This is a genomic window from Cupriavidus necator A5-1, assembly GCF_000744095.1.
Classification (GTDB): Bacteria; Pseudomonadota; Gammaproteobacteria; order Burkholderiales; family Burkholderiaceae; genus Cupriavidus; species Cupriavidus necator_A.
In genome coordinates this window covers 2,574,207-2,598,878 of sequence record NZ_JQLI01000008.1, presented here as the reverse complement: position 1 = coordinate 2,598,878, position 24,672 = coordinate 2,574,207, and the positions used below count along the sequence as shown (strand labels likewise).

Genomic DNA, 24,672 nt, shown 5'->3' with positions numbered 1-24,672 from the left:
GCCATCATCTATACCGATAAGAGACAGGAGACAACGATGCAGATGTCACGTTCGCTATTGCGGCGCTGGGCGATGCCGGTGGCCGTGGTGCTGGGGCTGCTGGGCGGTACGGCCACGGCGAGTGCGGAAACTTACCCCAGCCGGCGCATCGAACTGATCGTGCCGTGGCAGGCCGGCGGCGGCGCCGACGTGGTGGCGCGCGCGCTGTCCGCGGCGGCAGCCAAGCACTTGCCGCAGCCGATCGTGGTGATCAACAAGCCGGGCGCCACTGGCGCGGTGGGGTTGGGCGAAGTGGTCCACGCCAAGCCGGACGGCTACAAGCTGGTGCTGTCGTCCAGCGAGCTGACCTTCCTGAACTACCTCGGGCTGGCCAAGTTCACCTACCAGGACCTGATCCCCATCGCACGCCTGAACGCCGATCCCGCCGCCGTGGCGGTGCGCGCCGACGCGCCGTGGACCACGATCGAGCAATTCGTCGCCGACGCGCGCAAGCCGGACGCCAATATCCGCGTTGGCAATGCAGGGCAGGGCTCCGCGTGGCATATGGCTGCCGCCGCGCTGGCGGACAAGACCGGCGCGAAGTTCAACCATATCCCTTACGCGGGCGGCGCTCCCGCCACGCTCGCGCTGCTCGGCGGACATATCGATGCAGTTACGGTCAGCACGGCTGAGGTCTTCACGCACGTAGCCGCGGGCAAGCTCAAGGTGCTGGCGGTAATGGCCGACAAGCGCGTCAGCGGCTTCGAGAACGTGCCGACGCTGAAGGAGCGCAATATCGACCTGTCGATGGGGATCTGGCGCGGCATCTCGGCACCCAAGGGCACGCCGCCTGAGGTGATCGCGGTGCTGAAGACGGCGATTGCCAAGTCGGTGCAGGAGCCGGTGATGCGCCAGACGCTGGAGAAGCTGCACTTCAGCACCGATACCTATGCCGACGACGTGACGCTGCAGGCCGCCATGGTGAAGGAGTCGGCGCAGTTCAAGCAGCTCGCTACCCGCATCGCCGTTAAGGAGTAAGCCCATGCGCGACGAACACGCGGCGCCCGTCGAGCCCTTTATCGATGCGCATCAGCATTTCTGGGACCTGGACCGCAATCCGTACCCGTGGCTGCAGGGCGAAACGGTGCCGAACTTCCGCTATGGCGATTACTCGGCGCTGCGCCGGAATTACCTGCCGGAGGATCTCGCCCGCGACACTGCCGGCTGCGCGCCGGTCCAGACCGTGCATGTCGAGGCCGAGTGGGCGCGCGCCAATCCTGTCGACGAGACCGCATGGCTGACGCAGCTCGCCGCGCGGACGGGGAGGCCAACGGCGATCGTCGGCCATGCCCAGCTTGACCGCGGCGATGTCGAGGAAGTGCTGGCGGGCCATGCCGCCTGCGCCATGATGCGCGGCATCCGCAACAAGCCGGTGACCGCGGCGCGGCGCGAGGATGAGCGGCGCGGGCTGCCGGGCTCGATGGACGATGAGCGCTGGCGGCGCGGCTACGCCTTGCTGGCGCGCCATGGCATGTCCTTCGACCTGCAGGCGCCGTGGTGGAACCTGGACCAGGCGGCGGCGCTGGCGCGGGATTTCCCGGGCACGCAGCTGATCCTGAACCATACCGGGCTGCCGGCTGATCGCAGTGAAGCGGGCCTGGCCGGCTGGCGGGCTGCGATGACGACTCTGGCGGAGCAGCCCAATGTCGCGGTGAAGATTTCCGGCCTCGGCCTGCCGGACAAGCCGTGGACGTTGGACGACAACGTGCCAGTGATCCGCGACGCCATCGCCATCTTTGGCGCCGAACGCTGCATGTTCGCCAGCAACTATCCGGTGGACAGCCTGGTGGCCCGCTACGACACCATCGTGGCTGGCTTCCGCGCCGCCATCTCTATCTGTTCGCCCGAACAGCAGCGCGCGCTGTGGCACGACAACGCCCAGCGCATCTATCGCCTGTAGCCACCCAACACATGGATACGCCACCAGCCCGCACACGCCGTGCCGTGCCGTGCCGGCTGGCGTCGTCCGCAACCATCAAAGGAATCCCTGATGAAGAACGGATTGCAACCGGGTGCGACCTGCTCGCGCACGCTGACGGTCGACCGCCAGCGTACTATCGATTTTCTCGGCGAAAGCCTGCGCATCTACGCCACGCCGGAACTGGTGCGCGATATCGAGCAGACCTGCCTGGACTTCCTGCAAGGCTATCTTGATGACGGCGAAAGCTCGGTCGGCGCGGAGGTGTCGGTGCAGCACAGCGGGGCCACGCCGCTTGGCGGGGAAGTGCGCATCAGCGCGGAGGTGACCGCCATCGACGGGCGCAGTGTCACGTTCAGCGTGACTGCCGAAGATGCGGTGGAGACGGTGTGCAGCGGCACGCATCGCCGCTTCGTGGTCGATATCGAGCGGCTGCGCGCACGCGTGCAGAAGAAGACGGCATCGATGCAGGGCGCGGCGTAAGCGCGCAAGGCCCGCCTGCCAACCCCGGCAGGCAGGTGCGACACGCGGGCAGCGCCCGCGTTGTCCTCAGGCGGGCGCCGGCTGCTGCTGGTCCGCCGCCACTTCGCTGCGGATCCAGTCGGTAAAGCTGCGGATGCGGCGATCTTCCAGCCGCTCCTTCGGGAACACCACGAAGTAAGAGAACTCGACCGGCAGCCGGATCGATTCGAACAGGCGCACCAGCCGGCCTTCGGCCAGGTCCTGCTCGATCCAGTTCTTCTTGACCAGCGCCACCCCCAGGCCGCTGAGCGCGGCGTTGATGACCAGGTGGCTCGGCCAGAACGACGGGCCGCGGCTGGCATCGACATCCTTCACGCCGGCGTGCTCCAGCCACATCGCCCAGTCAGGGTTGCTCACGTCCGTGTACGTGCTGTCGTCGTGCAGCAGCGTATGGTGCTTCAGGTCCGACGGCGTTTCGAGTGGCTGCGGGCCCTGCAGCAGTGCGGGGCTGCAGACCGGGATCACTTCCACCGCCATGCACAGCTCGCTATGCAGCCCGGGATAGTCGCCGCGGCCGTAGCGGATCGCCATGTCGAAATCATCGCGCTCGAAATCGATGCGGTGGTTCGACGTCGACACCTTCAGGTCGATATCCGGGTGCGCCTTCATGAAGCGGTCCATGCGCGGGATCAGCCATTTGACCGCGAACGTGGGCGGCATGTTGACCTTCAGCGCAGGGCGGTCCTTGCTGTGCAGACGGTGCGTGGCATCGGCGAGCTGCTTGAACGCCAGCTGCACGCTGGGCAGGTAGGCCGTGCCGGCCGGTGTCAGCACCAGCGCCTTGGCCTCGCGGATGAATAGCTGTACGCCCAGGCTTTCTTCCAGCGCCTTGATCTGGTGGCTGACTGCCGACGGCGTGACAAACAATTCCTCGGCAGCCCGCGTGAAGCTCAGATGCCGGGCCGCCACTTCGAATGCCCTCAGCGGGTTAAGTGGAGGAATCTGTCTCGACATATTGGGGGGTTACCGCAGCGTGGCAACGTTTCACTCGCATTCCTGTAGACGCCTTGCCGGCATGCCATGTGTGGTCTCATCGGCAGGCCGCAGCACGATAGCATCCGGGCAATGGCGTGTGAATAGGGGGCTGTCCCCGTGTAGGGGAATCCATGTCCCCCGTCTCACGGCCGCCGGGCAACCCGGAATATCGGTACCATGCATGCGCAGTCGCGATGTGCGCGATATGACTCTCGCCACGGGCACCTTTGCACGATCGCCGCTCAACTACGCGGGACGTAATTGAGCCGTTCCTCTTCGCTCGATATGCTGCCGTCATTGCCTGCCCATTCCGCTTAGGAGACATCCATGCCGCAAACCATCGCCAGCCTTTCCCGCCAGCACGAGCGTGACCCGAGCGTCGATCCGCGCATGCGCACCATGATCGACACCGTGCTGATGGGCTCGCCCGTCGCCCGCACGCTGGGCATACCACTGGCCAGCCTGGCGCCGGATCATGTCGAGCTGGAAATGCCGTTCCTGCCGACCAACGTGACCTACGGCAGCATCGTTCACGGCGGGGTGATCGCCACGCTGATCGACATCACCGGGGCGGCCGCGGCGGCGTCAGGCGCCAGCGCCGAGGAAGTGAAGGGCGGAGCCACTAGTTCGCTGTCGATCCAGTACCTGGCGCCGGCCCAGGGTGCGGCGTTGCGTGCCGTGGCGACGGTAGTGCGGCGAGGCCGCCGACAGGTGGTGACCGATGTGTCGGTGTATGCCGAAGCGCCCGACGAGGGCGTCCTGGTCGCCAAGGCGTTGATGAGCAGCGCGATGTTCTGATCGTGGTTACGGGCGCGGCATCGCGCCCGTCTTTAACACAGAAAACGCAATTAACTGCCGGAACTTTACCTCGACACCCCAGCGCGCCAGTACACTGGCGCGGGCTGCCTGCAACCCAAGGTAGTTGGCTCCCTGGAGGAATCGATGCAGCAAGACCCCGACACGGCGCAGCAGGGCGGTGCTCCAACGTCTTCGACACCGCCGGTCACCCCAGCAAGCCCGAATCCACCCGCACCACCCGAGGCGCCGCATTCGCAGATCGCTGTCTATGGCGCGATCGCCGCCAACGTGGCGATCGCCACCACCAAGTTCATCGTGGCCAGCATCACCGGCAGTTCGGCGATGCTGTCCGAGGCGATCCATTCCACCGTCGATACCGGCAATGAATTCCTGCTACTGGTGGGCATGGCGCGCAGCCGCCGTCCGGCCGATGCCATGCATCCCTTCGGCTACGGCAAGGAGCTGTACTTCTGGAGCCTGATCGTTGCCGTGCTGCTGTTCGGCGTCGGCGGCGGCATCTCGGCGTATGAAGGCGTGCTGCATATGCTGGAGCCGGCGCCCCTGACGGATCCGCACTGGAACTACATCGTGCTGGGGCTGGCGATGGTGTTCGAGAGCGTCAGCTTTGCCATCGCGTGGCGCGCGTTCCTGCACGAGAAGGGCGACGTGCCGTTCTGGCGCGCGCTGCGGCACAGCAAGGACCCGACCACGGTAACGGTACTGGCCGAAGACGCGACCGCGCTGGCCGGGCTGGTGATCGCCGCGCTGGGCGTGTATGCGAGCCATCGGCTCAATATGCCGGTGCTGGATGGCGCCGCGTCGCTGCTGATCGGCATCCTGCTCGCGGGCGTGGCCACGCTGCTGATCGTGCAGAGCCGCAGCCTGCTGGTAGGCGAGGGGATCGACAAGGAGATGGCACAAACCATGCGGCAGATCGTGCTGGATGACCCGGCGGTGCAATCGGCCGGCATGCCCCTGACAATGCACCTGGGCCCGGTTGACGTGCTGGTGACGCTGGACGTGCGCTTCCATCCGGAATCCAGCGCCAATGAAGCGGCGGGCAGCATAGATCGGATCGAACGCCGTATCCGGGCGGAGTTTCCGCAGGTCAGCCGCATCTATATCGAGGCCAGGCTGATGACAGGGGCCTCGCGGGTCGCGGCCTGATTACTGCCACGGCGCGAGGCCCCTGCGCTCGTATCTCCGGGCCGGCGGACCCGTCAGGGCAAGCGCCGGCCCGACTGCTACGCGCGGATCAGTACTTCCAGAAGACCTGCTGCAGCGCCTTGCTGTCGTTGGTCTTGGTCAGTGCCAGCGCCATCAGGATGCGCGCCTTCTGCGGCATCTGGTCGTCGGTGACGATCCAGTCGTACTTGTCGTCCGGCTGCTCGGCGTTGCGGATCACCACGCCGCTGCCGGTGCGCGAGGCACGCACGATCTGCACGCCCTTGGCACGTGCGGCCTTGAGCGGCTCGACCATGTAGTCGCCGACGCTGCCGTTGCCGGTGGCGGCGTAGACGATGGCCTTGGCGCCGCTCTTCACGGCGGCGTCGATGCTGGCCGGGTTGACGTTGCCGTAGGCGTAGACCACGGCCACTTCAGGCAGCTTGTCGATCTTGTCGATGTCCCACTCGGTCTGCACGGTGTGCGGGCGCGCCGGCAGGCGGTAGTACTGCGAGCGGCCTTCCACCACGTAGCCCAGCGGGCCGAACGCCGAGCGGAAGGTCTCGGTCTTGAAGGTGTTGCTCTTGGTGACGTCGCGGCCGGTGTGGATTTCGTCGTTCAGCACCACCAGCGTGCCCTTGCCCCTGGAAGTCGGGTTGGAGGCGACCAGCACGGCGTCATACAGGTTCAGCGCACCATCGGCGCCCAGCGCGGTGCCCGGGCGCATCGAGCCGACCACTACTACCGGCTTGTCGCTCTTGAGCGTCAGGTTCAGGAAGTAGGCGGTTTCCTCGATGGTGTCGGTGCCGTGCGTGATGACGATGCCGTCCACATCCGGCTGCTTGAGCAGTTCCGACACGCGCTTGCCCAGCTTGAGCAGGCGTTCGTTGTTGAAGCTTTCCGAGCCGATCTGGAAGATCTGCTCACCCTTGACGTTGGCGACCTTCGAGACCTCGGGTACCGAGGCGATGATCTTGTCGACCGGCACCACGGCGGACTGGTAGGCCGCGGTGTTGATCGCCGAGGCGCCGGCGCCGGCAATGGTGCCGCCCGTGCCGATGATGACGATATTGGCCTTGCGGGCTTCGGCCGGAGCCGTAGCAGGTGCGGCGGCGGGCTGTGCGGAGGGGGCGAGCTGCGCGTGGACGGTGCCAGTGATCAGGCTGGCCGACAGCAGGGCAGCGGCCAGCGTGGTGACGCGGGCGAAATGTTTCATGATTCTCCTCGGTATATATACGAACGTGTAGGCACGTATAGGAGCGACACGACATACCTTTTGGGTGGAACGGTGTCGTCTGTGTTCAGTCCATAGCCGCTTGCCCACGAGCCTGTGTTCCAGGGCCCCGGACGAGCAGCGGCAGAGACTATACGTGAGGAGAATTTGGCGCGGGAGGCTCGGTGGATGGGTTATGCCGATTCGGCATGAAGTCGCCGAAGTGATAACTCAAATTGCATACATATCGATGTACTCATTGACCGCCACCCCTTCCAGCCGGGCCTGGTCGAGCGACACGGCAAGGATGGCCTCCTGCTGCTTGGGCGGGAAACGCCGCGCCAGGTTGGTGCGGAATTTCTCCACCAGCAGCGGGATGCCTTCGGCGCGGCGGCGCTTGTGGCCGAGGGGATATTCGACCAGTACCTCGTCAAGCACGGTGCCGTCGTTCAGCGTCACGGTCAGGCCGTTGGCAATCGAGCGCTTGTCCGGGTCGTGGTAGTCGCGTGTCAGTGCGGAGTCTTCGACGCAGGCAATCTTGTCGCGCAGCGCGTCGATGCGCGGGTCGGCCGCGACGTTGTCTTCATAGTCTGCGGCAGTCAGCCGGCCGAGCAGCAGCGGCACCGCCACCATGTACTGGATGCAGTGGTCGCGGTCGGCGGGATTACTGAGCGGGCCTTTCTTGTCGATGATGCGCAGGCACGCTTCGTGGGTGCGGATGGTGATCGCGGCAATATCGGCAGCACTGCGACCCGCCAGCGCCAGCGTGCCGTGCAGGCGCATCGCTGCCTCGACCGCGGTCTGCGCATGGAATTCGGCCGGGAACGAGATCTTGAACAGGATGTTCTCCATCACGTACGACCCGTACGGCCGCTGGAAACGGAACGGCTGTCCCTTGAACAGCACGTCGTAGACGCCCCAGGTCTTCGCCGTCAGCACGGACGGGTAGCCCATCTCGCCGGTGCGCGCGATCAGCGCGAGGCGCACCGCGCGGCTGGTGGCGTCGCCGGCGGCCCAGCTCTTGCGGCTGCCGGTGTTGGGCGCATGGCGATAGGTGCGCAGGCTTTGCCCGTCCACCCATGCCAGCGATACGGCGTTGATGATCTCGTCGCGCGTCAGTCCCAGCATCTGCGCGACCACGGCGGTAGAGGCCACCTTGACCAGCACCACATGGTCGAGCCCGACCTTGTTGAACGAATTCTCCAGCGCGATACAGCCCTGGACCTCGTGCGCCTTGATCATGGCCGTCAGCACTGCCTTCATCGTCAATGGCTTGCGGCCGGCGGCGATGTTGTTGCGCGAGATCCAGTCGGCGGTAGCGAGGATGCCGCCGAGATTGTCCGAGGGATGGCCCCATTCGGCCGCCAGCCAGGTGTCGTTGAAATCCAGCCAGCGGATCATCGTGCCGATATTGAACGCGGCCTGGACCGGGTCGAGCTGGAACTGGGTGCCGGGCACGCGCGCGCCGTTGGGCACGATCGTGCCCGGGACGATGGGGCCGAGCAGCTTGGTGCAGGCCGGATAGGACAGGGCCTCGAGCCCGCAACCGAGCGTGTCGATCAGGCAGTTGCGGGCGGTATCGTAGGCGAGGCCGCTCTTGATCTCGTAGCGCGTGACATAGTCGACGATGTCGACCAGTATCTGGTCCGGATCGGGGCGTTTGGCGGACGGCGTGTCAGTAGCAGACATGAGCAGCCTCGGGAGGTGGCTTAGATCAGAACGCGTCGCCGGGCACACGCACCCAGCCCTCCATCAGCACGCGCGCACTGCGGCTCATGATGGCTTTCTTGACGACCCATTCGCCATCCACCTGCTGCGCCTCGGCGCCCACGCGCAGCGTACCGGACGGATGCCCGAAACGCACCGCATTGCGCTCGCCACCGCCGGCGGCCAGGTTGACCAGCGTGCCGGGGATCGCCGCGGCGGTGCCGATCGCCACCGCTGCCGTGCCCATCATGGCGTGGTGCAGCTTGCCCATCGACAGCGCGCGCACCAGCAGGTCGACATCGGCCGCGGCCACTTTCTTGCCGCTGGAGGCGACGTAGTCCACCGGCTTGGCCACAAAGGCCACCTTGGGCGTGTGCTGGCGCTTGGCGGCCTCGTCCACGTCCTTGATCAGGCCCATGCGCAGCGCGCCGTAGGCACGAATGGTCTCGAACATCGCCAGCGCCTTGGTGTCGCTGTTGATGGCGTCCTGCAGTTCGGTGCCGGTGTAGCCGATGCTCTCGGCATTGACGAAGATGGTCGGGATGCCGGCGTTGATCATGGTGGCCTTGAGCGTGCCCACGCCCGGCACTTCCAGGTCGTCGACCACATTGCCAGTGGGGAACATCGCGCCGCCGGCGCCTTCTTCCTCGGCGGCCGGGTCCATGAATTCGAGTTGCACTTCTGCGGCCGGGAAGGTCACGCCGTCTAGCTCGAAATCACCGGTTTCCTGCACTTCGCCGTTGGTGATGGGCACGTGGCCGATGATGGTCTTGCCGATATTGGCCTGCCAGATGCGCACGATGGCGACGCCGTTCTGCGGCACGCGGCTGGCATCGACCAGGCCGGCGCTGATGGCGAACGGGCCCACCGCGGCGGACAGGTTGCCGCAGTTGCCGCTCCAGTCGACAAAAGACTGGTCGATCGAGACCTGGCCGAACAGGTAGTCGACGTCATGGTCGGGACGCGTGCTCTTCGACACGATCACGGTCTTGCTGGTGCTGGAGGTGGCACCGCCCATGCCGTCGATCTGCTTGCCGTAGGGGTCGGGGCTGCCGATCACGCGCATCAGCAGCGCGTCGCGGGCCGGGCCGGGCACCTGCGCGGTTTCCGGCAGGTCCTGCAGGCGGAAGAACACGCCTTTGCTGGTACCGCCGCGGATGTAGGTGGCGGGGATTTTGATCTGGGGTACGTGGGCCATGGGAATCTTTGTCCGGGTTAGGCTAGGGGGCCTTGTCACAGCTTAGGAATCAATCGCGGGGGAAGCAAAGCGCGGCGGTGGTTTTCTCCCCTCTCCCTCTGGGAGAGGGGCGGGGAGAGGGCAGGCGTCTCCACGAAGTGAAGCGGCCTCATGCTTGCCAAGCGCCGGCCCTCTCCCCCGGCCCCTCTCCCGCAAGCGGGAGAGGGGAGCAATCCAGCGGTCTCCGCTTACGCCGCCTTGCTCGACTCCAGGAAGTCCTGCGCAAACCGCTGCAGCACACCGCCAGCCTCATAGATCGACACTTCCTCGTCGCTGTCGAGACGGCACGTCACCGGCACTTCCACGCGCTCGCCATTCTTGCGATGGACCACCAGCGTCAGCGTCGCACGCGGCTGGCGCTCGCCGATCACGTCATAGGTCTCGGTGCCGTCCAGCCCCAGCGTCAGGCGGTTCACGCCCGGCTTGAACTCCAGCGGCAGCACGCCCATGCCGATCAGGTTGGTGCGGTGGATGCGCTCGAAGCCCTCGGCGACGATGACTTCCACGCCAGCCAGGCGTACGCCCTTGGCAGCCCAGTCGCGCGACGAGCCCTGGCCATAGTCCGCGCCGGCGATGATGATCAGCGGCTGCTTGCGGTCCATGTAGGTCTCGATCGCTTCCCACATGCGCACGACCTTGCCTTCCGGCTCGATGCGGGCCAGCGAACCCTTCTTGACCTGGCCGTCGATCACGGCCATTTCATTGATCAGCGTCGGGTTGGCGAAGGTCGCGCGCTGCGCGGTCAGGTGGTCGCCGCGGTGGGTCGCGTACGAGTTGAAATCCTCTTCCGGCAGGCCCATCTTGGCCAGGTATTCACCGGCAGCGCTGTCCAGCAGGATCGCGTTGGACGGCGACAAGTGGTCGGTGGTGATGTTGTCACCCAGCACCGCCAGCGGACGCAGGCCCTGGAGCGTGCGCTCGCCGGCCAGCGCGCCTTCCCAGTACGGCGGGCGGCGGATGTAGGTGCTCTGCGGGCGCCAGTCGTACAGCGGCGCGGCGCTCTCGCCGGTTTCCGCGGTCAGGGCGAACATCGGTTCGTAGACCTTGCGGAACTGCTCGGGCTTCACGCTTTGCTTGACGATCGCGTCGATCTCTTCGTCGGTTGGCCAGATGTCCTTCAGGTACACCGGTTTGCCGTCCTGGTCCGTGCCCAGCACGTCCTTCTCGATGTCGAAGCGGATGGTGCCGGCGATGGCGTAGGCGACCACCAGCGGCGGCGAGGCCAGGAAGGCCTGCTTGGCGTACGGGTGGATGCGGCCGTCGAAGTTGCGGTTGCCTGACAGCACAGCCGTCGCGTACAGGTCGCGGTCGATGATTTCCTGCTGGATCTTGGGATCCAGCGCGCCCGACATGCCGTTGCAGGTGGTGCAGGCAAAGGCGACGATGCCGAAGCCGAGCTTCTCCAGGTCCGGCAGCAGCTTGGCCTCTTCCAGGTACAGCTCGACCGCCTTGGAGCCCGGCGCCAGCGACGACTTGACCCACGGCTTGCGCGTCAGCCCACGCGCATTGGCGTTGCGCGCCAGCAGGGCCGCGGCGATCACGTTGCGCGGGTTGCTGGTGTTGGTGCAGCTGGTGATGGCGGCAATGATCACCGCGCCATCCGGCATCAGGCCTTCGGCTTCCTGCGCGCGCGCCTTGTCCAGGTCCACGGCGATGCCGCGCTCGGCCAGCGCGGAGGTCGGCAGGCGCTTGTGCGGGTTCGACGGGCCGGCCATATTGCGTACCACGCTCGACAGGTCGAACTTCAGTACGCGCTCGTACTCGGCGTTCTTCAGCGAATCCGCCCACAAGCCCGCGGTCTTGGCATACGTCTCGACCAGCTTGAGCTGTTCGTCGGTGCGGCCGGTCAGGCGCAGGTAGTCGATGGTCTGCTCGTCGATAAAGAACATCGCCGCGGTGGCACCGTATTCCGGGGCCATGTTGGAGATGGTGGCGCGGTCGCCGAGCGTCAGGCTCGAGGCGCCTTCGCCGCGGAACTCCAGGTAGGCGCCGACCACTTTTTCCTTGCGCAGGAATTCGGTCAGGGCCAGCACGATGTCGGTGGCGGTGATGCCGGGCTGGCGCTTGCCGGTCAACTCGACGCCGACGATATCCGGCAGGCGCATCCACGAGGCGCGGCCGAGCATCACGTTCTCGGCTTCCAGGCCGCCCACGCCGATGGCGATCACGCCCAGCGCATCCACGTGCGGGGTGTGGCTGTCGGTGCCGACGCAGGTATCGGGGTAGGCCACGCCGCGGCCGTTACCGTTCACTTCGGCGTGGATCACCGGCGACATCTTCTCCAGGTTGATCTGGTGCATGATGCCGTTGCCCGGCGGGATCACATCGACGTTCTTGAACGCCTTCTTGGTCCAGTCGATGAAATGGAAACGATCTTCGTTGCGGCGGTCTTCGATGGCGCGGTTCTTGGCGAAGGCATCGGGATCGAAGCCGCCGCACTCCACCGCCAGCGAGTGGTCGACGATCAGCTGTACCGGCACCACCGGGTTGACCTTGGCGGGATCGCCGCCCTGGTCGGCGATGGCGTCGCGCAGGCCGGCCAGGTCGACCAGCGCGGTCTGGCCCAGGATGTCATGGCACACCACGCGTGCGGGGAACCACGGGAAGTCGAGGTCGCGCTTGCGCTCGATCAGTTGCTTCAGCGAATCGGCCAGCGTGGCCGGGTCGCAGCGGCGCACCAGGTTTTCTGCCAGCACGCGCGACGTGTACGGCAGCTTGTCGTAGGCACCCGGCTGGATGGCCTCGACCGCGGCGCGCGCGTCGAAGTAATCCAGCTTGGTGCCCGGTAGCGGTTTGCGGTTTGCAGAATTCATGGTGTAGGGAAATCAATATTGGTATGAAAAAGGGGTAGTGGCCCGGTGTCAGCGACCAACTACCCCCTTGCCCGCAGGCTCGGATCAGTGCAACCCGACGCGGAGCAAACCGGCAGCCGGTCTTACTTGCGATCCTTGATCGGCACGAACTTCAGGTCTTCCGGGCCGGTGTAGTTGGCGCTCGGGCGGATGATCTTGTTGTCGATGCGCTGCTCGATGATGTGAGCGGCCCAGCCCGAGGTGCGCGCGATCACGAACAGCGGCGTGAACATCGCCGTCGGCACGCCCATCATGTGGTAGCTCACCGCACTGAACCAGTCCAGGTTCGGGAACATCTTCTTGATGTCCCCCATCACCGTTTCCAGGCGTTCGGCGATGTCGAACATCTTCATCGAACCGGCGTCCTTCGACAGCTTCTTCGCCACTTCCTTGATTATCTGGTTGCGCGGGTCGCTGATGGTGTACACCGGGTGGCCGAAGCCGATCACGACTTCCTTGTTCTCGACGCGGCGGGTGATGTCGGCCTGGGCCTCGTCGGCGTTGTCGTAGCGCTTCTGGATCTCGAACGCCACTTCGTTGGCGCCGCCATGCTTGGGCCCGCGCAGCGCGCCGATTGCGCCGCAGATGGCCGAGTACATGTCCGAGCCCGTGCCGGCGACCACGCGCGCGGCGAAGGTCGAGGCGTTGAACTCGTGCTCCGCGTACAGGATCATCGAGGTGTGCATGGCGCGCTCCCACAGCTCCGACGGCTTCTCGCCGTGCAGCAGGTGCAGGAAGTGGGCGCCGATGGAGTCGTCGTCGGTTTCCACCTCGATGCGGCGGCCGTTGTGGCTGTAGTGGTACCAGTACAGCAGCATCGAGCCGAAGCTGGCCATCAGGCGGTCGGCGATATCGCGCGCGCCCGGGGTGTTGTGGTCGTCCTTCTCCGGCAGCACGGTGCCGAGCACCGACACGCCGGTGCGCATCACGTCCATCGGGTGGGCGCTGGCGGGGACCCATTCCAGCGCGGCCTTGACGTTGGCGGGCAGGCCGCGCAGCGACTTCAGCTTGGCCTTGTAGGCGGCCAGTTCAGCCTTGGTCGGCAGCTTGCCGTGGACCAGCAGGTGGGCGATTTCCTCGAACTCGCAGGTGTCGGCGATATCGAGGATGTCGTAGCCGCGGTAATGCAGGTCATTGCCGGTGCGGCCGACCGTGCACAGCGCGGTGTTGCCGGCGGTGACGCCGGACAGCGCGACGGATTTCTTGGGCTTGGGAGTGGCGAGCGGTTGCGCTTCGGACATCTGGGTCTCCTTGGTGTGATGCCTGGTGTTGCCTGTCTGTTGTGGGTCGTTCTCGACCAGACGGCCGGGCATGCCCGGCCGTGCGAGTGTCTTGCCTGCGTTGCTTACTTGCCCTTGCCTTGCGCGAACAGGGCGTCGAGCTTCTGCTCGAAATCATGGTAGCCGATGCTCTCGTAGAGCTCCGAGCGGGTCTGCATGGTATCGACCACGTTTTTCTGCGTGCCGTCGCGGCGGATGGCCGCGTAGACATTTTCCGCCGCCTTGTTCATGGCGCGGAAGGCCGACAGCGGGTACAGGACCATCGACACGCCGGCGCTGCCGAGTTCTTCGGTGGTGAACAGCGGGGTGGCGCCGAACTCGGTGATGTTGGCCAGCACCGGCACCTTCACGGCGTCGACAAACTTGCGGTACATGCCGAGGTCGGTCATGGCTTCCGGGAAGATGGCGTCGGCGCCGGCTTCCACGCACGCCACGGCGCGCTCGATGGCCTTGTCCAGGCCTTCCACGGCCAGCGCGTCGGTGCGGGCCATGATGACGAAGTTCTCGTCGGTGCGGGCGTCGACGGCGGCCTTGATGCGGTCGACCATTTCACCCTGCGTGACGATTTCCTTGTTGGGACGGTGGCCGCAGCGCTTGGCGCCGACCTGGTCCTCGATATGCATGGCCGCAGCGCCGAACTTGATCAGCGACTTGGTAGTGCGGGCCACGTTGAAAGCCGAGGCGCCGAAGCCGGTATCCACGTCCACCAGCAGCGGCGTGTCGCACACGTCGGTGATGCGGCGGATGTCGGTCAGCACGTCGTCCAGGTTGGAGATGCCCAGGTCGGGCAGGCCCAGCGAGCCGGCGGCGACGCCGCCACCCGACAGGTAGATGGCACGGTAGCCGGCGCGCTTGGCCAGCAGGGCGTGGTTGGCGTTGATGGTGCCGACCACCTGCAGCGGATGCTCGTCGGCAAGCGCCTGGCGGAAACGGGCGCCAGCGGAGCGCGCGAGGTCGGAAGCGGAATAGGTCATTGGCGTATGCGTTGGGTGAACAGGACGAGCCAATAGTGCAAGGGGTGTGCCAGCCTTTCCGCCGGCTGCCATGAAATCTCTCCAGCCCTTGCCAGTACTGGGCTGGCGGGCAGGATGCCGAACTGGCCACAGTGTCGCATGCCATGATTTCACCACATTTGCATTTCACGGCCGCAATTGTGGATTTCAAAGTTGAAATCCGGCCCGGCGTGGCGGACAATGTGCCAGCACTGTACGCCTGTTCGCCACGCGTTTCATCACGCTTCACACGCCGCATCGCACCATGAACCCTCCCGCTTCCACACCCGCCCGCCCGCGCATCTGGGCCATCGGCATCAGCCGCCTGGCGCGCGCCTTTGCCGACCTGATCCCGTCCTATGCCGCCCGCGCGGAATTCCGCATCGTCGGCAAAGGCTACGAGGCTGCGGCCAGCGCGGTAGCGCGCGAGGCCCGCGAAGGGCGCCTGGACGTGGTGGTGGCGGGCGGCTCCAACGGCGCCTACCTGCGCCAGCACGTGGACGTGCCGGTGGTACTGGTCAAGGTGACCGGCTTCGACGTGATGAGTGCGCTGGCCACCGCGCGGCGCATCTCGCCGAGGGTCGCGCTGGTGACGCATGCCTCGACGTACGCGGAGGTCGACGAGTTCGTGCGCGCGTTCTCGCTGTCGATCCCGGCCTATACGTACCTGACCGAGGATGACGCGGTGGCGCGCGTCAAGGCGCTGAAGCAGGAGGGCATCCAGGTCGTGGTCGGCCCCGGCCTGGTGACCGACCTGGCGGATCGGTACGGCCTCACCGGCGTGTTCCTGTACTCCGGCAACTCGGTGCGGATGGCGCTGGAGGACGCGATCGAGGCCGCGCGCCTGCGTCGCATCGAGGCCACCCGGCGCGACTACGTCAACACCATCCTGGCGCACCTGAACGAGGGCGTGGCGGCGGTCGACGCGGAAGGGCGGATCCAGTCGTTCAACCCGGCGATGGAGCGCTTCCTCGGCACCTCGGCCGCCGCCGCGGTGGGCCGCAAGCTGCAGACGCTGGCCCCCAGCCTGGCGCTCGACGGCGTGATGCAGAGCGGCGACAAGGAGCTGGAAGCGATCCACAAGCTCGGCGACAAGATGGTAGTGGTCAACCGCATCCCCATCGTGAGCGAGGCGGGCACCACCGGCGCGGTGCTGACCATCCAGGACGCCAGCGCGATCCAGCGCGTGGACCGCAACCTGCGCTCGCGCAGCCGCGCGCGGCCGGCGGGCGTGCGCTACAGCCTGGACGACCTGGCCGGCACCTCCGCCGCCATGACCGAGTTGCGCGAGCTGGCGCGGCGCTATGCCGCGGTGGACTCGACCGTGCTGATCGGCGGCGAGAGTGGCACCGGCAAGGAGGTGCTGGCGCAGGGCATGCACGATGCCAGCCCGCGCCGCGCCTTCCCGTTCGTCGCCGTCAATTGCGCGGCCTTCCCGGAAGCGCTGCTGGAAAGCGAACTGTTCGGCTACGAGGAGGGCGCCTTCACCGGCGCGCGCCGAGGCGGCAAGGCCGGCCTGTTCGAGTCGGCCCACAACGGCACGCTGTTCCTCGATGAAGTGGGCGACATGCCGCCCGCACTGCAGACGCGCCTGTTGCGCGTGCTGCAGGAAAAGCAGGTCCTGCCGATCGGCGGCCTCGATGCGGTGCCGGTCAACGTACGCGTGATCGCCGCCACCCACCGCGACCTGGTGGCGCTGGTGCGCGACGGTACCTTCCGCCAGGACCTCTACTACCGCCTCAATATCCTGCGCATCGAGATGCCGCCGCTGCGCGAGCGCACCGAAGACCTGCCCGAGCTGGCCGAACTGCTATACCGGCGCGCACAGGACCGTTTGGGCATGGAGCGTCCCCAGCGCCTGCCCGCCGCGGCCCGCGCCCGGCTGGCGCGCTACGGCTGGCCCGGCAATATCCGCGAGCTGGAGAACGTGACCGAACGGATTGCCGTGCTGGTGGCCGGGCGCAAGCTGGAAGCCGATGCGCTGCTGCGTGAACTGCAGGCTGCGGCGCCGGAGCTGTTCGGCGGGGATGGCGGGCAGGAGATACCGGCTGCGCCAGCCGGGCCCGCCGCCCGAACTGGGCCAGCCCGTACCCCGGGCCGCTTGCTGGCCGGCGTCAAGCAATCCAGCGAGGTCGAGCATATCCGTCGCGTGCTGGCCGAGTGCGGCGGCGACCGCACCGCCGCCTGCCATATCCTCGGCATCAGCCCGACCACGCTGTGGCGGCGGCTTAAGGCCGCGTAGGGCCGCGTAGGGCCGCGTAGGGCCGCGTAGGGCCGCTCAGGGCCGCCTGGCACGGCTACGCCACAGGACCGACGCGCCGGAACGGGATCGGCTGCAACCCCTTGCTGGCCAGCCAGGCTTCGTTGAACAACCGGGCCATATACAAGTCGCCCCGGTCGCACAACAGCGTGACGATGGTATGCCCGGGCCCCATCTGGCGCGCCAGCGCCACCGCGGCGCCGACGTTGATTCCCGACGACCCGCCCAGGAACAAGCCTTCCTCGCGCAGCATCCGATAGACCATGTCCACGCAGGTCTGGTCGTCGATCCGCACCGCATCGTCGATGGGCGTGTCCTGCAGGTTGGCGGTGACGCGGCTGGTGCCGATGCCTTCGGTGATCGAGCTGCCTTCGGCCTTGAGCTCGCGGTGCTTGACGAAGTTATAGAGGGCGCTGCCGTGCGGATCGGCCAGCACGATGCGCACGCCCGGCTTGTGTTCCTTCAGGCAACGGGCGATGCCGGCGAGCGAGCCGCCGGTGCCGGTGGAACAGGTAAAGGCGTCGATGCGCCCGGCGGTGGCGTGCCAGATCTCGGGGCCGGTGGTTTCGTAGTGGGCCTGGCGGTTGGCGAGGTTGTCGAACTGGTTGGCCCAGATCGCGTTGTCGGTCTCCTCCGCCAGCCGGCCGGCGATCTTCTGGTAGTTGCCGGGGTCGGCATAGGGCTTGGCCGGGACCGGGCGGACCTCGGCGCCCAGCATGCGCAGCCGCTCCATTTTCTCGGGCGACTGGGTGTCGGGGATCACCACGATGCAACGGTAGCCGCGCGCCGCGCACAGGTGGGCCAGGCCGATGCCGGTGTTGCCGGCGGTGCCTTCGATCACCGTGCCGCCTGGCTTCAGCAGTCCGCGCCGCTCGGCATCGCGGATGATATACAGCGCCGCGCGGTCCTTGACCGAGCCGCCGGGGTTCAGGAATTCCGCCTTGCCGTAGATGTCGCAGCCGGTTTCCTCGCTCACCCCGGCCAGCCGGATCAGCGGCGTGTGGCCGATGGTGCCGGCAAATCCATCCCTGACTTCCATGATGCACTCCCGCCGGGGCCCTTCCGGGCGTCAATCTGTGTGATAGACCGGGGCGGCGGGAATGACAAGCGGCCGGGGAAGCGATATCTGGGCCAGCCGGGGTGGCGCGAATGGCGCCTGGGGAAGGGGCGGGGTTGCCGTCAGGCGGCGTTGAGCCAGCGGAAACTGAAGTCGCCCTCGACGAAATCCCGGCGCGAGGCGTGGAAGTCGCGCATATACGGCCGGTTCAGGTGCGATTCGAGCGCGCGCTTGGAGTCCCAGACCATGTAGATCACGAAGACCTGCGCGTCCTCGGCGTCCTGCCCGACGTGGTAGTCCAGGCAGCCGGGCTCGGTCAGCCCGCGCGAGCGCAGCGAGGTGAGCTGGGACACCAGCGCCTCACGGCGATGGGACTTGGCGCGGGCGATGCCGACTAGCGTGTACGTTCCGGACATGGGTGAACGGGGGCGACTGGCTGGGGCGTCTGGTGAGCACTGGGCCAGCCATTGTAGCGCGGGCAATCCGGGCGCCGGCAATGCCCGAGGGCGCCGACCGGACATTCGTGCGCCGCTTGACAAGGCCCCGCGGCACAGTTCTCTCCCCCCGAAAGAGGGGGCTCAAGGAGCGCCCGGGGCTGCCGTTATCCGCATCGACAAGAAGAAAACCAATGTTCGAGGGGGTCTCGTATGCTCAGGCGCATCCGGTCGGAACAATTGCAGGTGGGAATGTTTGTCGCCAGGCTCGGCGGCCCGTGGATCAGCCATCCGTTCTGGCGGGCAAAATTCCTGGTCAGCCATGACGACCAGATCCGGCAGATCCAGTCCGCCGGCGTCCAGGAAGTCTGGATCGATATCCTGAAGGGCCGCAACCTGCCGCCGCCCGAAGCGGCCGACGCGCCGGTTGCGCCGGTGGGGGACACCACGCCCGAGCCCTTGCCCGCAACCCCGCCACAGCCCGCCGCGTCGCTGGAAGGGGAAATCGTCCGCGCGCGCGAGCTGCTGCAATCCGGCAAGAGCGTGGTCGGCTCGATGTTCGCCGCTGTGCGCATGGGCCGGGCGCTGGAGGTCGACGGCGCGCTGCTGCTGGTCGATTCCGCGTCGCGCTCACTGTCCCGCCACGGGCAGGCACTGCTGGCACTGGCGCGGCTCAAGGCCCGCGACGACTACAACTACCTGCACGCCTTTGCCGTCTGCGCGCTGATGATCGCCGTCGGCCGCACGCTCGGCCTGCCGGACGAAGAAGTGCGCGAACTCGGCCTGGCCGGGCTGGTGCACGACATCGGCAAGCTGACGCTGCCCGAAGCCGTGCTGCTCAAGGCCACCGCGCGCACTCCCGAGGAAGAAGAAGCCTACCGCCGCCATCCGTCGGCTGGCTACCGCATCCTGAACGAGGCGCGCCTGTACTCCAACATCCCGCTGGATGTCTGCGTCCACCACCACGAGCGCGTTGATGGCCGTGGCTATCCCTTCGGGCTGGTCGGGCGCGAGCTCAGCGTGCACGCCAAGATCGCGGCGATCTGCGACGCCTACGACTCGCTGACCTCCGCGCGCCCGGGCCACAAGGAGTGGTCGCCGGCCCGCGCGATGGAATACATGGCCGTGCGCGTCGACACGCTGTTCGACCGGCGCGTATTCAAGGCCTTTGGCCGCACTGTTGGCATCTATCCGCTTGGTACCGTGCTGCGGCTGCGCTCCAACCGTCTGGCCGTGGTGTGCGCGCAGAACGAGGCGGACCCGTTGCGGCCGCGGGTGATGGCGTTTTATTCGGTGTCGCAGTCCAGGCCGGTGCCTACGGAACTGATCGACCTGCGCCACAGCGATGAGACGGTAGTGGCGTTTGAGAATGCGGCGGAGTGGGGGTATTCGGATGAGCAGTTGATGGCGATGTACACCACGCTGTCATAGCGTTTAGCGTTCTCGTCGCTGCAGCCACGGCGAGGCGCCCAGTCTTTCGTAGAGGAAGTCGTTGAAGGCCCGCACCCGGACGCTGTGGCGCAAGTCCGGGTGGGTCAGTATCCATAGGGCCGTGTCGAGTGCCGGCTCCGGCGAGGCAAGCCGGACCAGCTGCGGATCGCCCTCGGCCAGCAGGCATAGCAGCATGCCCGCTCCCATACCATGCCGTACCGCCTGGGCCATTGCCACGAGGCTGTCGGCGCTGACCAGGCGGCGCGATTCCGGCACGTGTTCCATGGTCCAGCGTGCCTGCGCCAGGTGTGCCAGCGCATCGTCTGGCACTACCCAGTCGTAGCGTCCCCAGTCCGACGCTACCGTTCCCCCTCGCGCCGGCTTCTGCTGCGTTTGCTTCAGGTATTCACGCGAAGCGTATGGCGCGGTCTGGAGCAAACCAACCTGCCTGCCAACCAGATACTCCGGCACCGCATTCGCCGGCCGTATCGCCACATCCGCTTCCCGCCGGCTCAGGCTCAAGAAACTGTTATTAACCACGATCTGCAACTGGATCCGCGGATGCATGGCCCGAAACTCGGCAAACAGCGGCATCAGCAACCCACTCAGCAACGTGTCAGTGGTCGTCACCCGCAACGGCCCGCTCAACTGGCTATCAAGCCCCGACAACTGCCTTTGCGCAGCATCGATCTGTTCGCCGACTCCCGCAAGCCGATGTGCCAGCGCTTCGCCGGCTGCAGTCATCGCATAGCCGGTGGGATGGCGCTCGAACAGCAGGGTCCCGAGGACCTCTTCCAGCCGCGCCAGGCGGCGCAGCACGGTGGAATGATTGACATGCAGCGCCCGCGCCGCCCCGGCGAGGGAGCCGGACTGGCTAACGGCGAGGAAATACTTGAGGTCGTCCCAGTCTGCTTCCTGCATGTTTGCATAACTCCTTTGCAAAAACCGCCAGTTTGCGTGCCGATCCGCACAGCCTACAGTGCCCAGGGCAGCCCCGGCAATAGTTGCGGCGGGCGGCGAACCGGACGAAAGGAAATGACGATGGCGTGGATGCTTCTGGGCCTGGCGGGCCTGATCGAGATCGTGATGGCGCTGGCCCTTAAACATACCGACGGGTGGACGCGGCCCGGCCCGACGGCGTTGGGGATCGGGGCGGCGCTGGCCAGTATTTTCCTGCTCAGCGCGGCGCTGCGGCACTTGCCGGTGGGGACGGCCTACGCGGTGTGGACGGGGATCGGGGCGATCGGGGTGACGGTGGTGGGCATCCTGTTCCTGGGCGAGAGCGCTGCGCCGATGCGGCTTCTGCTGATCGCGCTGATCTTCATCGGGATAGGCGGTCTGAAGTTGCTGCCGGCGTGAGCCAACGGGGCGGGGCGAAGTAGGAAAATGGCCAGGCAACTACACAGATTCGCGGTGTGTCGGACACGTTTTGTACACTTACACTTTGCTATCCGGCCGGTTGACCGGCCTCCGACGCCCCCTTATGAATTTCGATGCCCTGCTGGAGTTGTTCCAGCAACGTATTCCCGCCTATCCGTGGGCGCAGCTTGCGGTATCCCTGCTGGTACTGGTGCTGATTGCAGTGCTGGCGCAATGGCTGTTCGGCCATGTTATATCGCGCGTGGGGCATCACATGCTGGCGGTATGGGGCAAGGCGCCCTGGGCCAAGGCGCTGACGCACCATCGCGCCAACCGGCGCTTTGGCTACGCGGTGGGGTTCGCGGTCATTACCATCGGCATCGGCGAAGTGCCGAACATGGGCCGCTATGCGGTGGTGATCGAGCGCCTGGCGCACGCCGGCCTGTGGATCAGCTTCTTCCTGATGCTGAGCGGGATGCTGGGGGCGTGGCAGGATGTCTACGCCAACACCCGGGAGGCGCAGACGCGCTCGATCAAGGGCTATATCCAGGTGGGCCGGCTGGGCCTGGGGCTGGTGTGCGCGGTGCTGGTGCTGTCGATCCTGATCAACCGCTCGCCGCTATGGATGCTGTCAGGCCTGGGTGCGCTGTCGGCGGTGCTGCTGCTGGTGTTCAAGGACACGCTGCTGTCGCTGGTGGCGAGCACGCAGCTGACTTCCAACGACATGTTGCGCATCGGCGACTGGATCGAGATGCCCCAGTGCAATGCCGACGGCTATGTGAAAGACATCGCGCTGCATACGGTCAAGGTGCAGAACTGGGACAACACCGTGACCACGGTGCCGACCTACAAGCTGTTCTCCGAGAGCTACCGCAACTACCGGCAGATGTTCGAGTCCGGTGCCCGGCGCATCAAGCGCACGCTGAGGCTGGACGCGGGCAGCGTGCGTTTCCTGGAGGACCACGAGGTGCACGCGCTGATGCGCTTCCGGCTGCTGCACGACTACCTGGAGGAAAAGCAGGCCGAGGTCGACGAGGCCAACCGCCTGCTGATCGCCGCGGGCAGCGACCCGGTCAACCGGCGCCGGCTGACCAATATCGGCACCTTCCGCGCCTACGGCATTGCCTACTTGAAGGCGCATCCGGAGATCCACCACGACCTGCTGCTGAACGTGCGCATGATGGAGCCCGATTCGCAGGGCATCCCGGTGGAGATCTACTGCTTTACCGCGCTCACCGCGTGGATGGACTATGAACGCATCCAGGGCGATGTGTTCGATCACCTGCTGGCGATCCTGCCGGAGCTGGGGCTGCGGCTGTACCAGGCGCCGTCAGGCGCTGACCTGACCGGCGCACGCGTGGCGCCGGTGCTGGCCGCGGCACAGGTGGCTGCGGCGCAGACCGCCGTGCAGCATGCGCCGGGTCAGCCCAGGGCGGGCAGCCATCCCGTCTGACCTGCAGCCAACCGCTCAGCCGACCGCGCGCGGGCGCACGCGGCTGGCGGCTTCTTTGGCGCGGGTGCGGGCGGTATCGACATCGTCCGCATATGCCAGCGCCACGCCCATGCGCCGCTTGATGAAACTCTCCGGCTTGCCGAACAGGCGCACCTCGGTCTGCGGCACGTTCAACGCCTGGTCCACGCCGTCGAAGACCACGCCCTGCGCATCCACGCCGCCGTAGATCACGGCGCTGGCGCCGGGGCTGCGCAGCGTGGTGTCGACCGGCAGGCCCAGGATGGCGCGCGCGTGCAGCTCGAACTCGTTCTGCCACTGCGTGGCCATGGTCACCATGCCGGTGTCGTGCGGGCGCGGGCTGACTTCGCTGAACCAGACCTGCTCTCCCTTGACGAACAGCTCCACGCCGAACAGGCCCATGCCGCCCAGGTCTGACGTGACCGCCTGCGCGATGCGCTGGGCCGTTTCCAGCGCGGCTGGGTGCATCGGCTGCGGCTGCCAGCTCTCGACATAGTCGCCGCTGACCTGCACGTGGCCGATCGGCGCGCAGAACTGGGTTTCTACCTGGCCGCTGGCACCGCAAGCGCGTACGGTCAGCAGCGTGATCTCGTAGTCGAAATCTATGAAGCCTTCCACGATCACGCGGCCGTGGCTGACGCGGCCGCCGGCCATGGCGTAGTCCCACGCGCCCTTGACGCCGTCGGGGCCGTCGATCTTGCTCTGGCCTTTGCCGGAGCTGCTCATCACCGGCTTGACCACGCACGGATAGCCGATACCGCCGTCGATGGCGGCCTGCAGTTCGTCCAGCGAGTCGCAGAACTTGTACGGGCTGGTCGGCAGGCCGAGCGATTCCGCGGCCAGGCGGCGGATGCCTTCGCGGTCCATGGTCAGGCGCGCGGCGCGGGCGGTGGGGATCACGCGAACGGTGCCGGCGGCTTCCAGCGTCTCCAGCATGGGTGTGGCGATGGCCTCGATCTCGGGCACGACCAGGTGGGGCTTCTCGGCCTCGATCAGCGCTTTGAGCTGATCGGGGTCGCTCATGGCGATGGTGCGCGCGTGGTGGGCCACCTGCTGGCCGGGCGCGTTGTCATAGCGGTCGACGGCGATGGTTTCCACGCCCAGGCGCTGCAATGCGATCAGCACTTCCTTGCCCAGCTCGCCGGAGCCGAGCAGCATCACTTTGGTGGCGGAGGGAGAGAGCGGGGTTCCGAGGGTGGTCATGGCGGCGGGGCGATGGGGCGGTAAGGAAAACCGAGATTGTACGTGTTGCCCGCCGCCGGTGGCGCCCCCGGGGAGGGTGCCCGGATCAGCGCTTGCCGGTCGTGTCGGGGGCGGCGGGCGTGGCGCGCCGCGCCGCGGTGTCCTTCTCGTCCGCGGCCTGGGCCTCTTCAGGGGTGGAGGCGACCCCGTACATGCCGTGGCGGGGCGTGCCGGGCGGCAGGTTGCCCAGGTCCGTCGGCTGGTACGGATGGGGGCCCGGGGGCGGGTGCGACGTCTCGCTGGAGGGATGGACGCGCCCGGCCAGTTTCTCGTCCTGCGTCACGCTGTGGCCGCCGTAGTGGTAGTCGGTCAGCGAGTCCGGGCGCGTGCGCGCCGACGGCGCAGGCGCACCGGAGATATCGGCAATGCGCACGGGGATGGACGGATAGACCTGGTGCGCGCCGGCGATCGCCATCTCGGGCGAATCGAAATCGCCGGTCAGCCGCTCTGGCGCGCCCTTGCCGACGCGCATCTCCAGATGCCAGCGGCCGTCTTCCGGGCCGCAGACCAGGATTTCCTGTTCGGTCGAGGTCATGGCGGGGCCTCCTTGGGTCTAAGCTTGGTTGCAGGGTCGAAGCGCGCACCGCTGGCGCCAAGGGCGTCGGGGCTTGCGCGATATTGCATAGCAACAGGCAAGTTGTGTTCCAGCGCCGCAGCGCTGGAACGGAACATGCTGCGCAGCCCGCGATACCTTCGACCTGCATCCCACCTCTGTTCCACT

Annotated in this window: 21 protein-coding genes; 9 read left to right on the top strand and 12 right to left on the bottom strand. The window is 66.7% G+C overall.

Annotation, left to right across the window (positions count from 1 at the left end):
• Nucleotides 1-36: 36 nt before the first annotated feature.
• The 3 genes from K307_RS35985 to K307_RS35975 all read left to right on the top strand — a co-directional run bounded on the left by K307_RS35985 (nucleotide 37) and on the right by K307_RS35975 (nucleotide 2,440).
• Complete coding sequence (locus K307_RS35985) at nucleotides 37-1,017, top strand: Bug family tripartite tricarboxylate transporter substrate binding protein (protein ID WP_042885843.1); 981 nt, start codon at nucleotides 37-39, stop codon at nucleotides 1,015-1,017.
• Between the two features lie 4 nt (nucleotides 1,018-1,021).
• Nucleotides 1,022-1,939 carry an amidohydrolase family protein gene (locus tag K307_RS35980; protein WP_042885842.1) on the top strand — a complete coding sequence of 306 codons (918 nt, stop codon included), beginning with the start codon at nucleotides 1,022-1,024 and terminating at the stop codon, nucleotides 1,937-1,939.
• Between the two features lie 90 nt (nucleotides 1,940-2,029).
• On the top strand, nucleotides 2,030-2,440 hold the full coding sequence (locus tag K307_RS35975; protein ID WP_042885841.1) for a thioesterase family protein: 411 nt from the start codon (nucleotides 2,030-2,032) through the stop codon (nucleotides 2,438-2,440).
• Between the two features lie 66 nt (nucleotides 2,441-2,506).
• Here K307_RS35975 and K307_RS35970 read toward each other — a convergent pair whose 3' ends face one another.
• Nucleotides 2,507-3,433 carry a transcriptional regulator GcvA gene (locus K307_RS35970; RefSeq protein ID WP_042885840.1) on the bottom strand — a complete coding sequence of 309 codons (927 nt, stop codon included), beginning with the start codon at nucleotides 3,431-3,433 and terminating at the stop codon, nucleotides 2,507-2,509.
• A 348-nt stretch (nucleotides 3,434-3,781) separates the two neighbouring features.
• Between K307_RS35970 and K307_RS35965 the strand changes: the two genes are divergently transcribed.
• Both K307_RS35965 and K307_RS35960 read left to right on the top strand, forming a co-directional pair.
• A complete protein-coding gene (locus K307_RS35965) occupies nucleotides 3,782-4,252 on the top strand; it encodes a PaaI family thioesterase (RefSeq protein ID WP_051975320.1) in 471 nt (156 codons plus the stop codon).
• A gap of 144 nt (nucleotides 4,253-4,396) precedes the next feature.
• A complete protein-coding gene (locus K307_RS35960) occupies nucleotides 4,397-5,419 on the top strand; it encodes a cation diffusion facilitator family transporter (RefSeq protein ID WP_080745349.1) in 1,023 nt (340 codons plus the stop codon).
• Between the two features lie 88 nt (nucleotides 5,420-5,507).
• On the opposite strand, the gene K307_RS35955 is transcribed toward K307_RS35960, so the two are convergent.
• The 6 genes from K307_RS35955 to prpB all read right to left on the bottom strand — a co-directional run bounded on the left by K307_RS35955 (nucleotide 5,508) and on the right by prpB (nucleotide 14,679).
• Nucleotides 5,508-6,632 (bottom strand): asparaginase, encoded by a 1,125-nt coding sequence (locus tag K307_RS35955; RefSeq protein ID WP_042885839.1) that lies wholly within the window; start codon nucleotides 6,630-6,632, stop codon nucleotides 5,508-5,510.
• 228 nt (nucleotides 6,633-6,860) lie between these two features.
• A complete protein-coding gene (locus K307_RS35950; RefSeq protein ID WP_042885837.1) occupies nucleotides 6,861-8,318 on the bottom strand; it encodes a bifunctional 2-methylcitrate dehydratase/aconitate hydratase in 1,458 nt (485 codons plus the stop codon).
• Nucleotides 8,319-8,343: 25 nt separating this feature from the next.
• Nucleotides 8,344-9,534 (bottom strand): 2-methylaconitate cis-trans isomerase PrpF, encoded by a 1,191-nt coding sequence (gene prpF / locus K307_RS35945; RefSeq protein ID WP_042885836.1) that lies wholly within the window; start codon nucleotides 9,532-9,534, stop codon nucleotides 8,344-8,346.
• A 227-nt stretch (nucleotides 9,535-9,761) separates the two neighbouring features.
• Nucleotides 9,762-12,386 carry a Fe/S-dependent 2-methylisocitrate dehydratase AcnD gene (gene acnD, locus K307_RS35940; RefSeq protein WP_042885835.1) on the bottom strand — a complete coding sequence of 875 codons (2,625 nt, stop codon included), beginning with the start codon at nucleotides 12,384-12,386 and terminating at the stop codon, nucleotides 9,762-9,764.
• Nucleotides 12,387-12,508: 122 nt separating this feature from the next.
• On the bottom strand, nucleotides 12,509-13,666 hold the full coding sequence (gene prpC, locus K307_RS35935; protein WP_042887851.1) for a bifunctional 2-methylcitrate synthase/citrate synthase: 1,158 nt from the start codon (nucleotides 13,664-13,666) through the stop codon (nucleotides 12,509-12,511).
• A 104-nt stretch (nucleotides 13,667-13,770) separates the two neighbouring features.
• Nucleotides 13,771-14,679 carry a methylisocitrate lyase gene (gene prpB, locus K307_RS35930; protein WP_042885834.1) on the bottom strand — a complete coding sequence of 303 codons (909 nt, stop codon included), beginning with the start codon at nucleotides 14,677-14,679 and terminating at the stop codon, nucleotides 13,771-13,773.
• Between the two features lie 283 nt (nucleotides 14,680-14,962).
• Between prpB and prpR the strand changes: the two genes are divergently transcribed.
• Nucleotides 14,963-16,939, top strand: a complete 1,977-nt coding sequence (gene prpR / locus K307_RS35925; RefSeq protein WP_080745348.1) for a propionate catabolism operon regulatory protein PrpR — start codon at nucleotides 14,963-14,965, stop codon at nucleotides 16,937-16,939.
• A 55-nt stretch (nucleotides 16,940-16,994) separates the two neighbouring features.
• On the opposite strand, the gene K307_RS35920 is transcribed toward prpR, so the two are convergent.
• Both K307_RS35920 and K307_RS35915 read right to left on the bottom strand, forming a co-directional pair.
• On the bottom strand, nucleotides 16,995-17,996 hold the full coding sequence (locus K307_RS35920; protein WP_042885833.1) for a cysteine synthase A: 1,002 nt from the start codon (nucleotides 17,994-17,996) through the stop codon (nucleotides 16,995-16,997).
• A gap of 140 nt (nucleotides 17,997-18,136) precedes the next feature.
• Nucleotides 18,137-18,430, bottom strand: a complete 294-nt coding sequence (locus tag K307_RS35915; RefSeq protein WP_022535251.1) for a putative quinol monooxygenase — start codon at nucleotides 18,428-18,430, stop codon at nucleotides 18,137-18,139.
• A gap of 231 nt (nucleotides 18,431-18,661) precedes the next feature.
• On the opposite strand from K307_RS35915, the gene K307_RS35910 reads away from it, so the two are divergent.
• Nucleotides 18,662-19,879 carry an HD-GYP domain-containing protein gene (locus K307_RS35910; protein WP_042885832.1) on the top strand — a complete coding sequence of 406 codons (1,218 nt, stop codon included), beginning with the start codon at nucleotides 18,662-18,664 and terminating at the stop codon, nucleotides 19,877-19,879.
• A 3-nt stretch (nucleotides 19,880-19,882) separates the two neighbouring features.
• Here the strand turns inward: K307_RS35910 and K307_RS35905 are convergent, their stop codons facing one another.
• Nucleotides 19,883-20,800, bottom strand: coding sequence for a LysR family transcriptional regulator (locus K307_RS35905; RefSeq protein ID WP_042885831.1), 918 nt, complete (start codon nucleotides 20,798-20,800; stop codon nucleotides 19,883-19,885).
• A gap of 120 nt (nucleotides 20,801-20,920) precedes the next feature.
• Here K307_RS35905 and K307_RS35900 point away from each other — a divergent pair, with 120 nt between their 5' ends.
• Nucleotides 20,921-21,238 carry a DMT family transporter gene (locus tag K307_RS35900; protein ID WP_042885830.1) on the top strand — a complete coding sequence of 106 codons (318 nt, stop codon included), beginning with the start codon at nucleotides 20,921-20,923 and terminating at the stop codon, nucleotides 21,236-21,238.
• Nucleotides 21,239-21,362: 124 nt separating this feature from the next.
• Nucleotides 21,363-22,691: a mechanosensitive ion channel family protein gene (locus tag K307_RS35895; protein ID WP_042885829.1), complete on the top strand. Its 1,329-nt coding sequence runs from the start codon at nucleotides 21,363-21,365 to the stop codon at nucleotides 22,689-22,691.
• Nucleotides 22,692-22,706: 15 nt separating this feature from the next.
• Here K307_RS35895 and purT read toward each other — a convergent pair whose 3' ends face one another.
• The gene (purT, locus tag K307_RS35890) at nucleotides 22,707-23,912 is read right to left on the bottom strand and encodes a formate-dependent phosphoribosylglycinamide formyltransferase (protein WP_080745347.1); all 1,206 of its coding nucleotides are present in this window, start codon (nucleotides 23,910-23,912) and stop codon (nucleotides 22,707-22,709) included.
• Nucleotides 23,913-23,997: 85 nt separating this feature from the next.
• Nucleotides 23,998-24,486 (bottom strand): hypothetical protein, encoded by a 489-nt coding sequence (locus K307_RS35885; protein ID WP_042885827.1) that lies wholly within the window; start codon nucleotides 24,484-24,486, stop codon nucleotides 23,998-24,000.
• Nucleotides 24,487-24,672: the final 186 nt, after the last annotated feature.

What these genes read in the sequence shown, in the direction of transcription:
- acnD (WP_042885835.1), bottom strand. Translation starts at nt 12,386, where the DNA reads ATGAATTCTGCAAACCGCAAACCGCTACCGGGCACCAAGCTGGATTAC.
- prpR (WP_080745348.1), top strand. Translation starts at nt 14,963, where the DNA reads ATGAACCCTCCCGCTTCCACACCCGCCCGCCCGCGCATCTGGGCCATC.
- K307_RS35960 (WP_080745349.1), top strand. Translation starts at nt 4,397, where the DNA reads ATGCAGCAAGACCCCGACACGGCGCAGCAGGGCGGTGCTCCAACGTCT.
- prpF (WP_042885836.1), bottom strand. Translation starts at nt 9,534, where the DNA reads ATGGCCCACGTACCCCAGATCAAAATCCCCGCCACCTACATCCGCGGC.
- K307_RS35955 (WP_042885839.1), bottom strand. Translation starts at nt 6,632, where the DNA reads ATGAAACATTTCGCCCGCGTCACCACGCTGGCCGCTGCCCTGCTGTCG.
- K307_RS35965 (WP_051975320.1), top strand. Translation starts at nt 3,782, where the DNA reads ATGCCGCAAACCATCGCCAGCCTTTCCCGCCAGCACGAGCGTGACCCG.
- K307_RS35915 (WP_022535251.1), bottom strand. Translation starts at nt 18,430, where the DNA reads ATGTCCGGAACGTACACGCTAGTCGGCATCGCCCGCGCCAAGTCCCAT.
- K307_RS35905 (WP_042885831.1), bottom strand. Translation starts at nt 20,800, where the DNA reads ATGCAGGAAGCAGACTGGGACGACCTCAAGTATTTCCTCGCCGTTAGC.
- K307_RS35900 (WP_042885830.1), top strand. Translation starts at nt 20,921, where the DNA reads ATGGCGTGGATGCTTCTGGGCCTGGCGGGCCTGATCGAGATCGTGATG.
- purT (WP_080745347.1), bottom strand. Translation starts at nt 23,912, where the DNA reads ATGACCACCCTCGGAACCCCGCTCTCTCCCTCCGCCACCAAAGTGATG.
- K307_RS35975 (WP_042885841.1), top strand. Translation starts at nt 2,030, where the DNA reads ATGAAGAACGGATTGCAACCGGGTGCGACCTGCTCGCGCACGCTGACG.
- K307_RS35895 (WP_042885829.1), top strand. Translation starts at nt 21,363, where the DNA reads ATGAATTTCGATGCCCTGCTGGAGTTGTTCCAGCAACGTATTCCCGCC.
- prpB (WP_042885834.1), bottom strand. Translation starts at nt 14,679, where the DNA reads ATGACCTATTCCGCTTCCGACCTCGCGCGCTCCGCTGGCGCCCGTTTC.
- prpC (WP_042887851.1), bottom strand. Translation starts at nt 13,666, where the DNA reads ATGTCCGAAGCGCAACCGCTCGCCACTCCCAAGCCCAAGAAATCCGTC.
- K307_RS35885 (WP_042885827.1), bottom strand. Translation starts at nt 24,486, where the DNA reads ATGACCTCGACCGAACAGGAAATCCTGGTCTGCGGCCCGGAAGACGGC.
- K307_RS35950 (WP_042885837.1), bottom strand. Translation starts at nt 8,318, where the DNA reads ATGTCTGCTACTGACACGCCGTCCGCCAAACGCCCCGATCCGGACCAG.
- K307_RS35980 (WP_042885842.1), top strand. Translation starts at nt 1,022, where the DNA reads ATGCGCGACGAACACGCGGCGCCCGTCGAGCCCTTTATCGATGCGCAT.
- K307_RS35970 (WP_042885840.1), bottom strand. Translation starts at nt 3,433, where the DNA reads ATGTCGAGACAGATTCCTCCACTTAACCCGCTGAGGGCATTCGAAGTG.
- K307_RS35920 (WP_042885833.1), bottom strand. Translation starts at nt 17,996, where the DNA reads ATGGAAGTCAGGGATGGATTTGCCGGCACCATCGGCCACACGCCGCTG.
- K307_RS35910 (WP_042885832.1), top strand. Translation starts at nt 18,662, where the DNA reads ATGCTCAGGCGCATCCGGTCGGAACAATTGCAGGTGGGAATGTTTGTC.
- K307_RS35985 (WP_042885843.1), top strand. Translation starts at nt 37, where the DNA reads ATGCAGATGTCACGTTCGCTATTGCGGCGCTGGGCGATGCCGGTGGCC.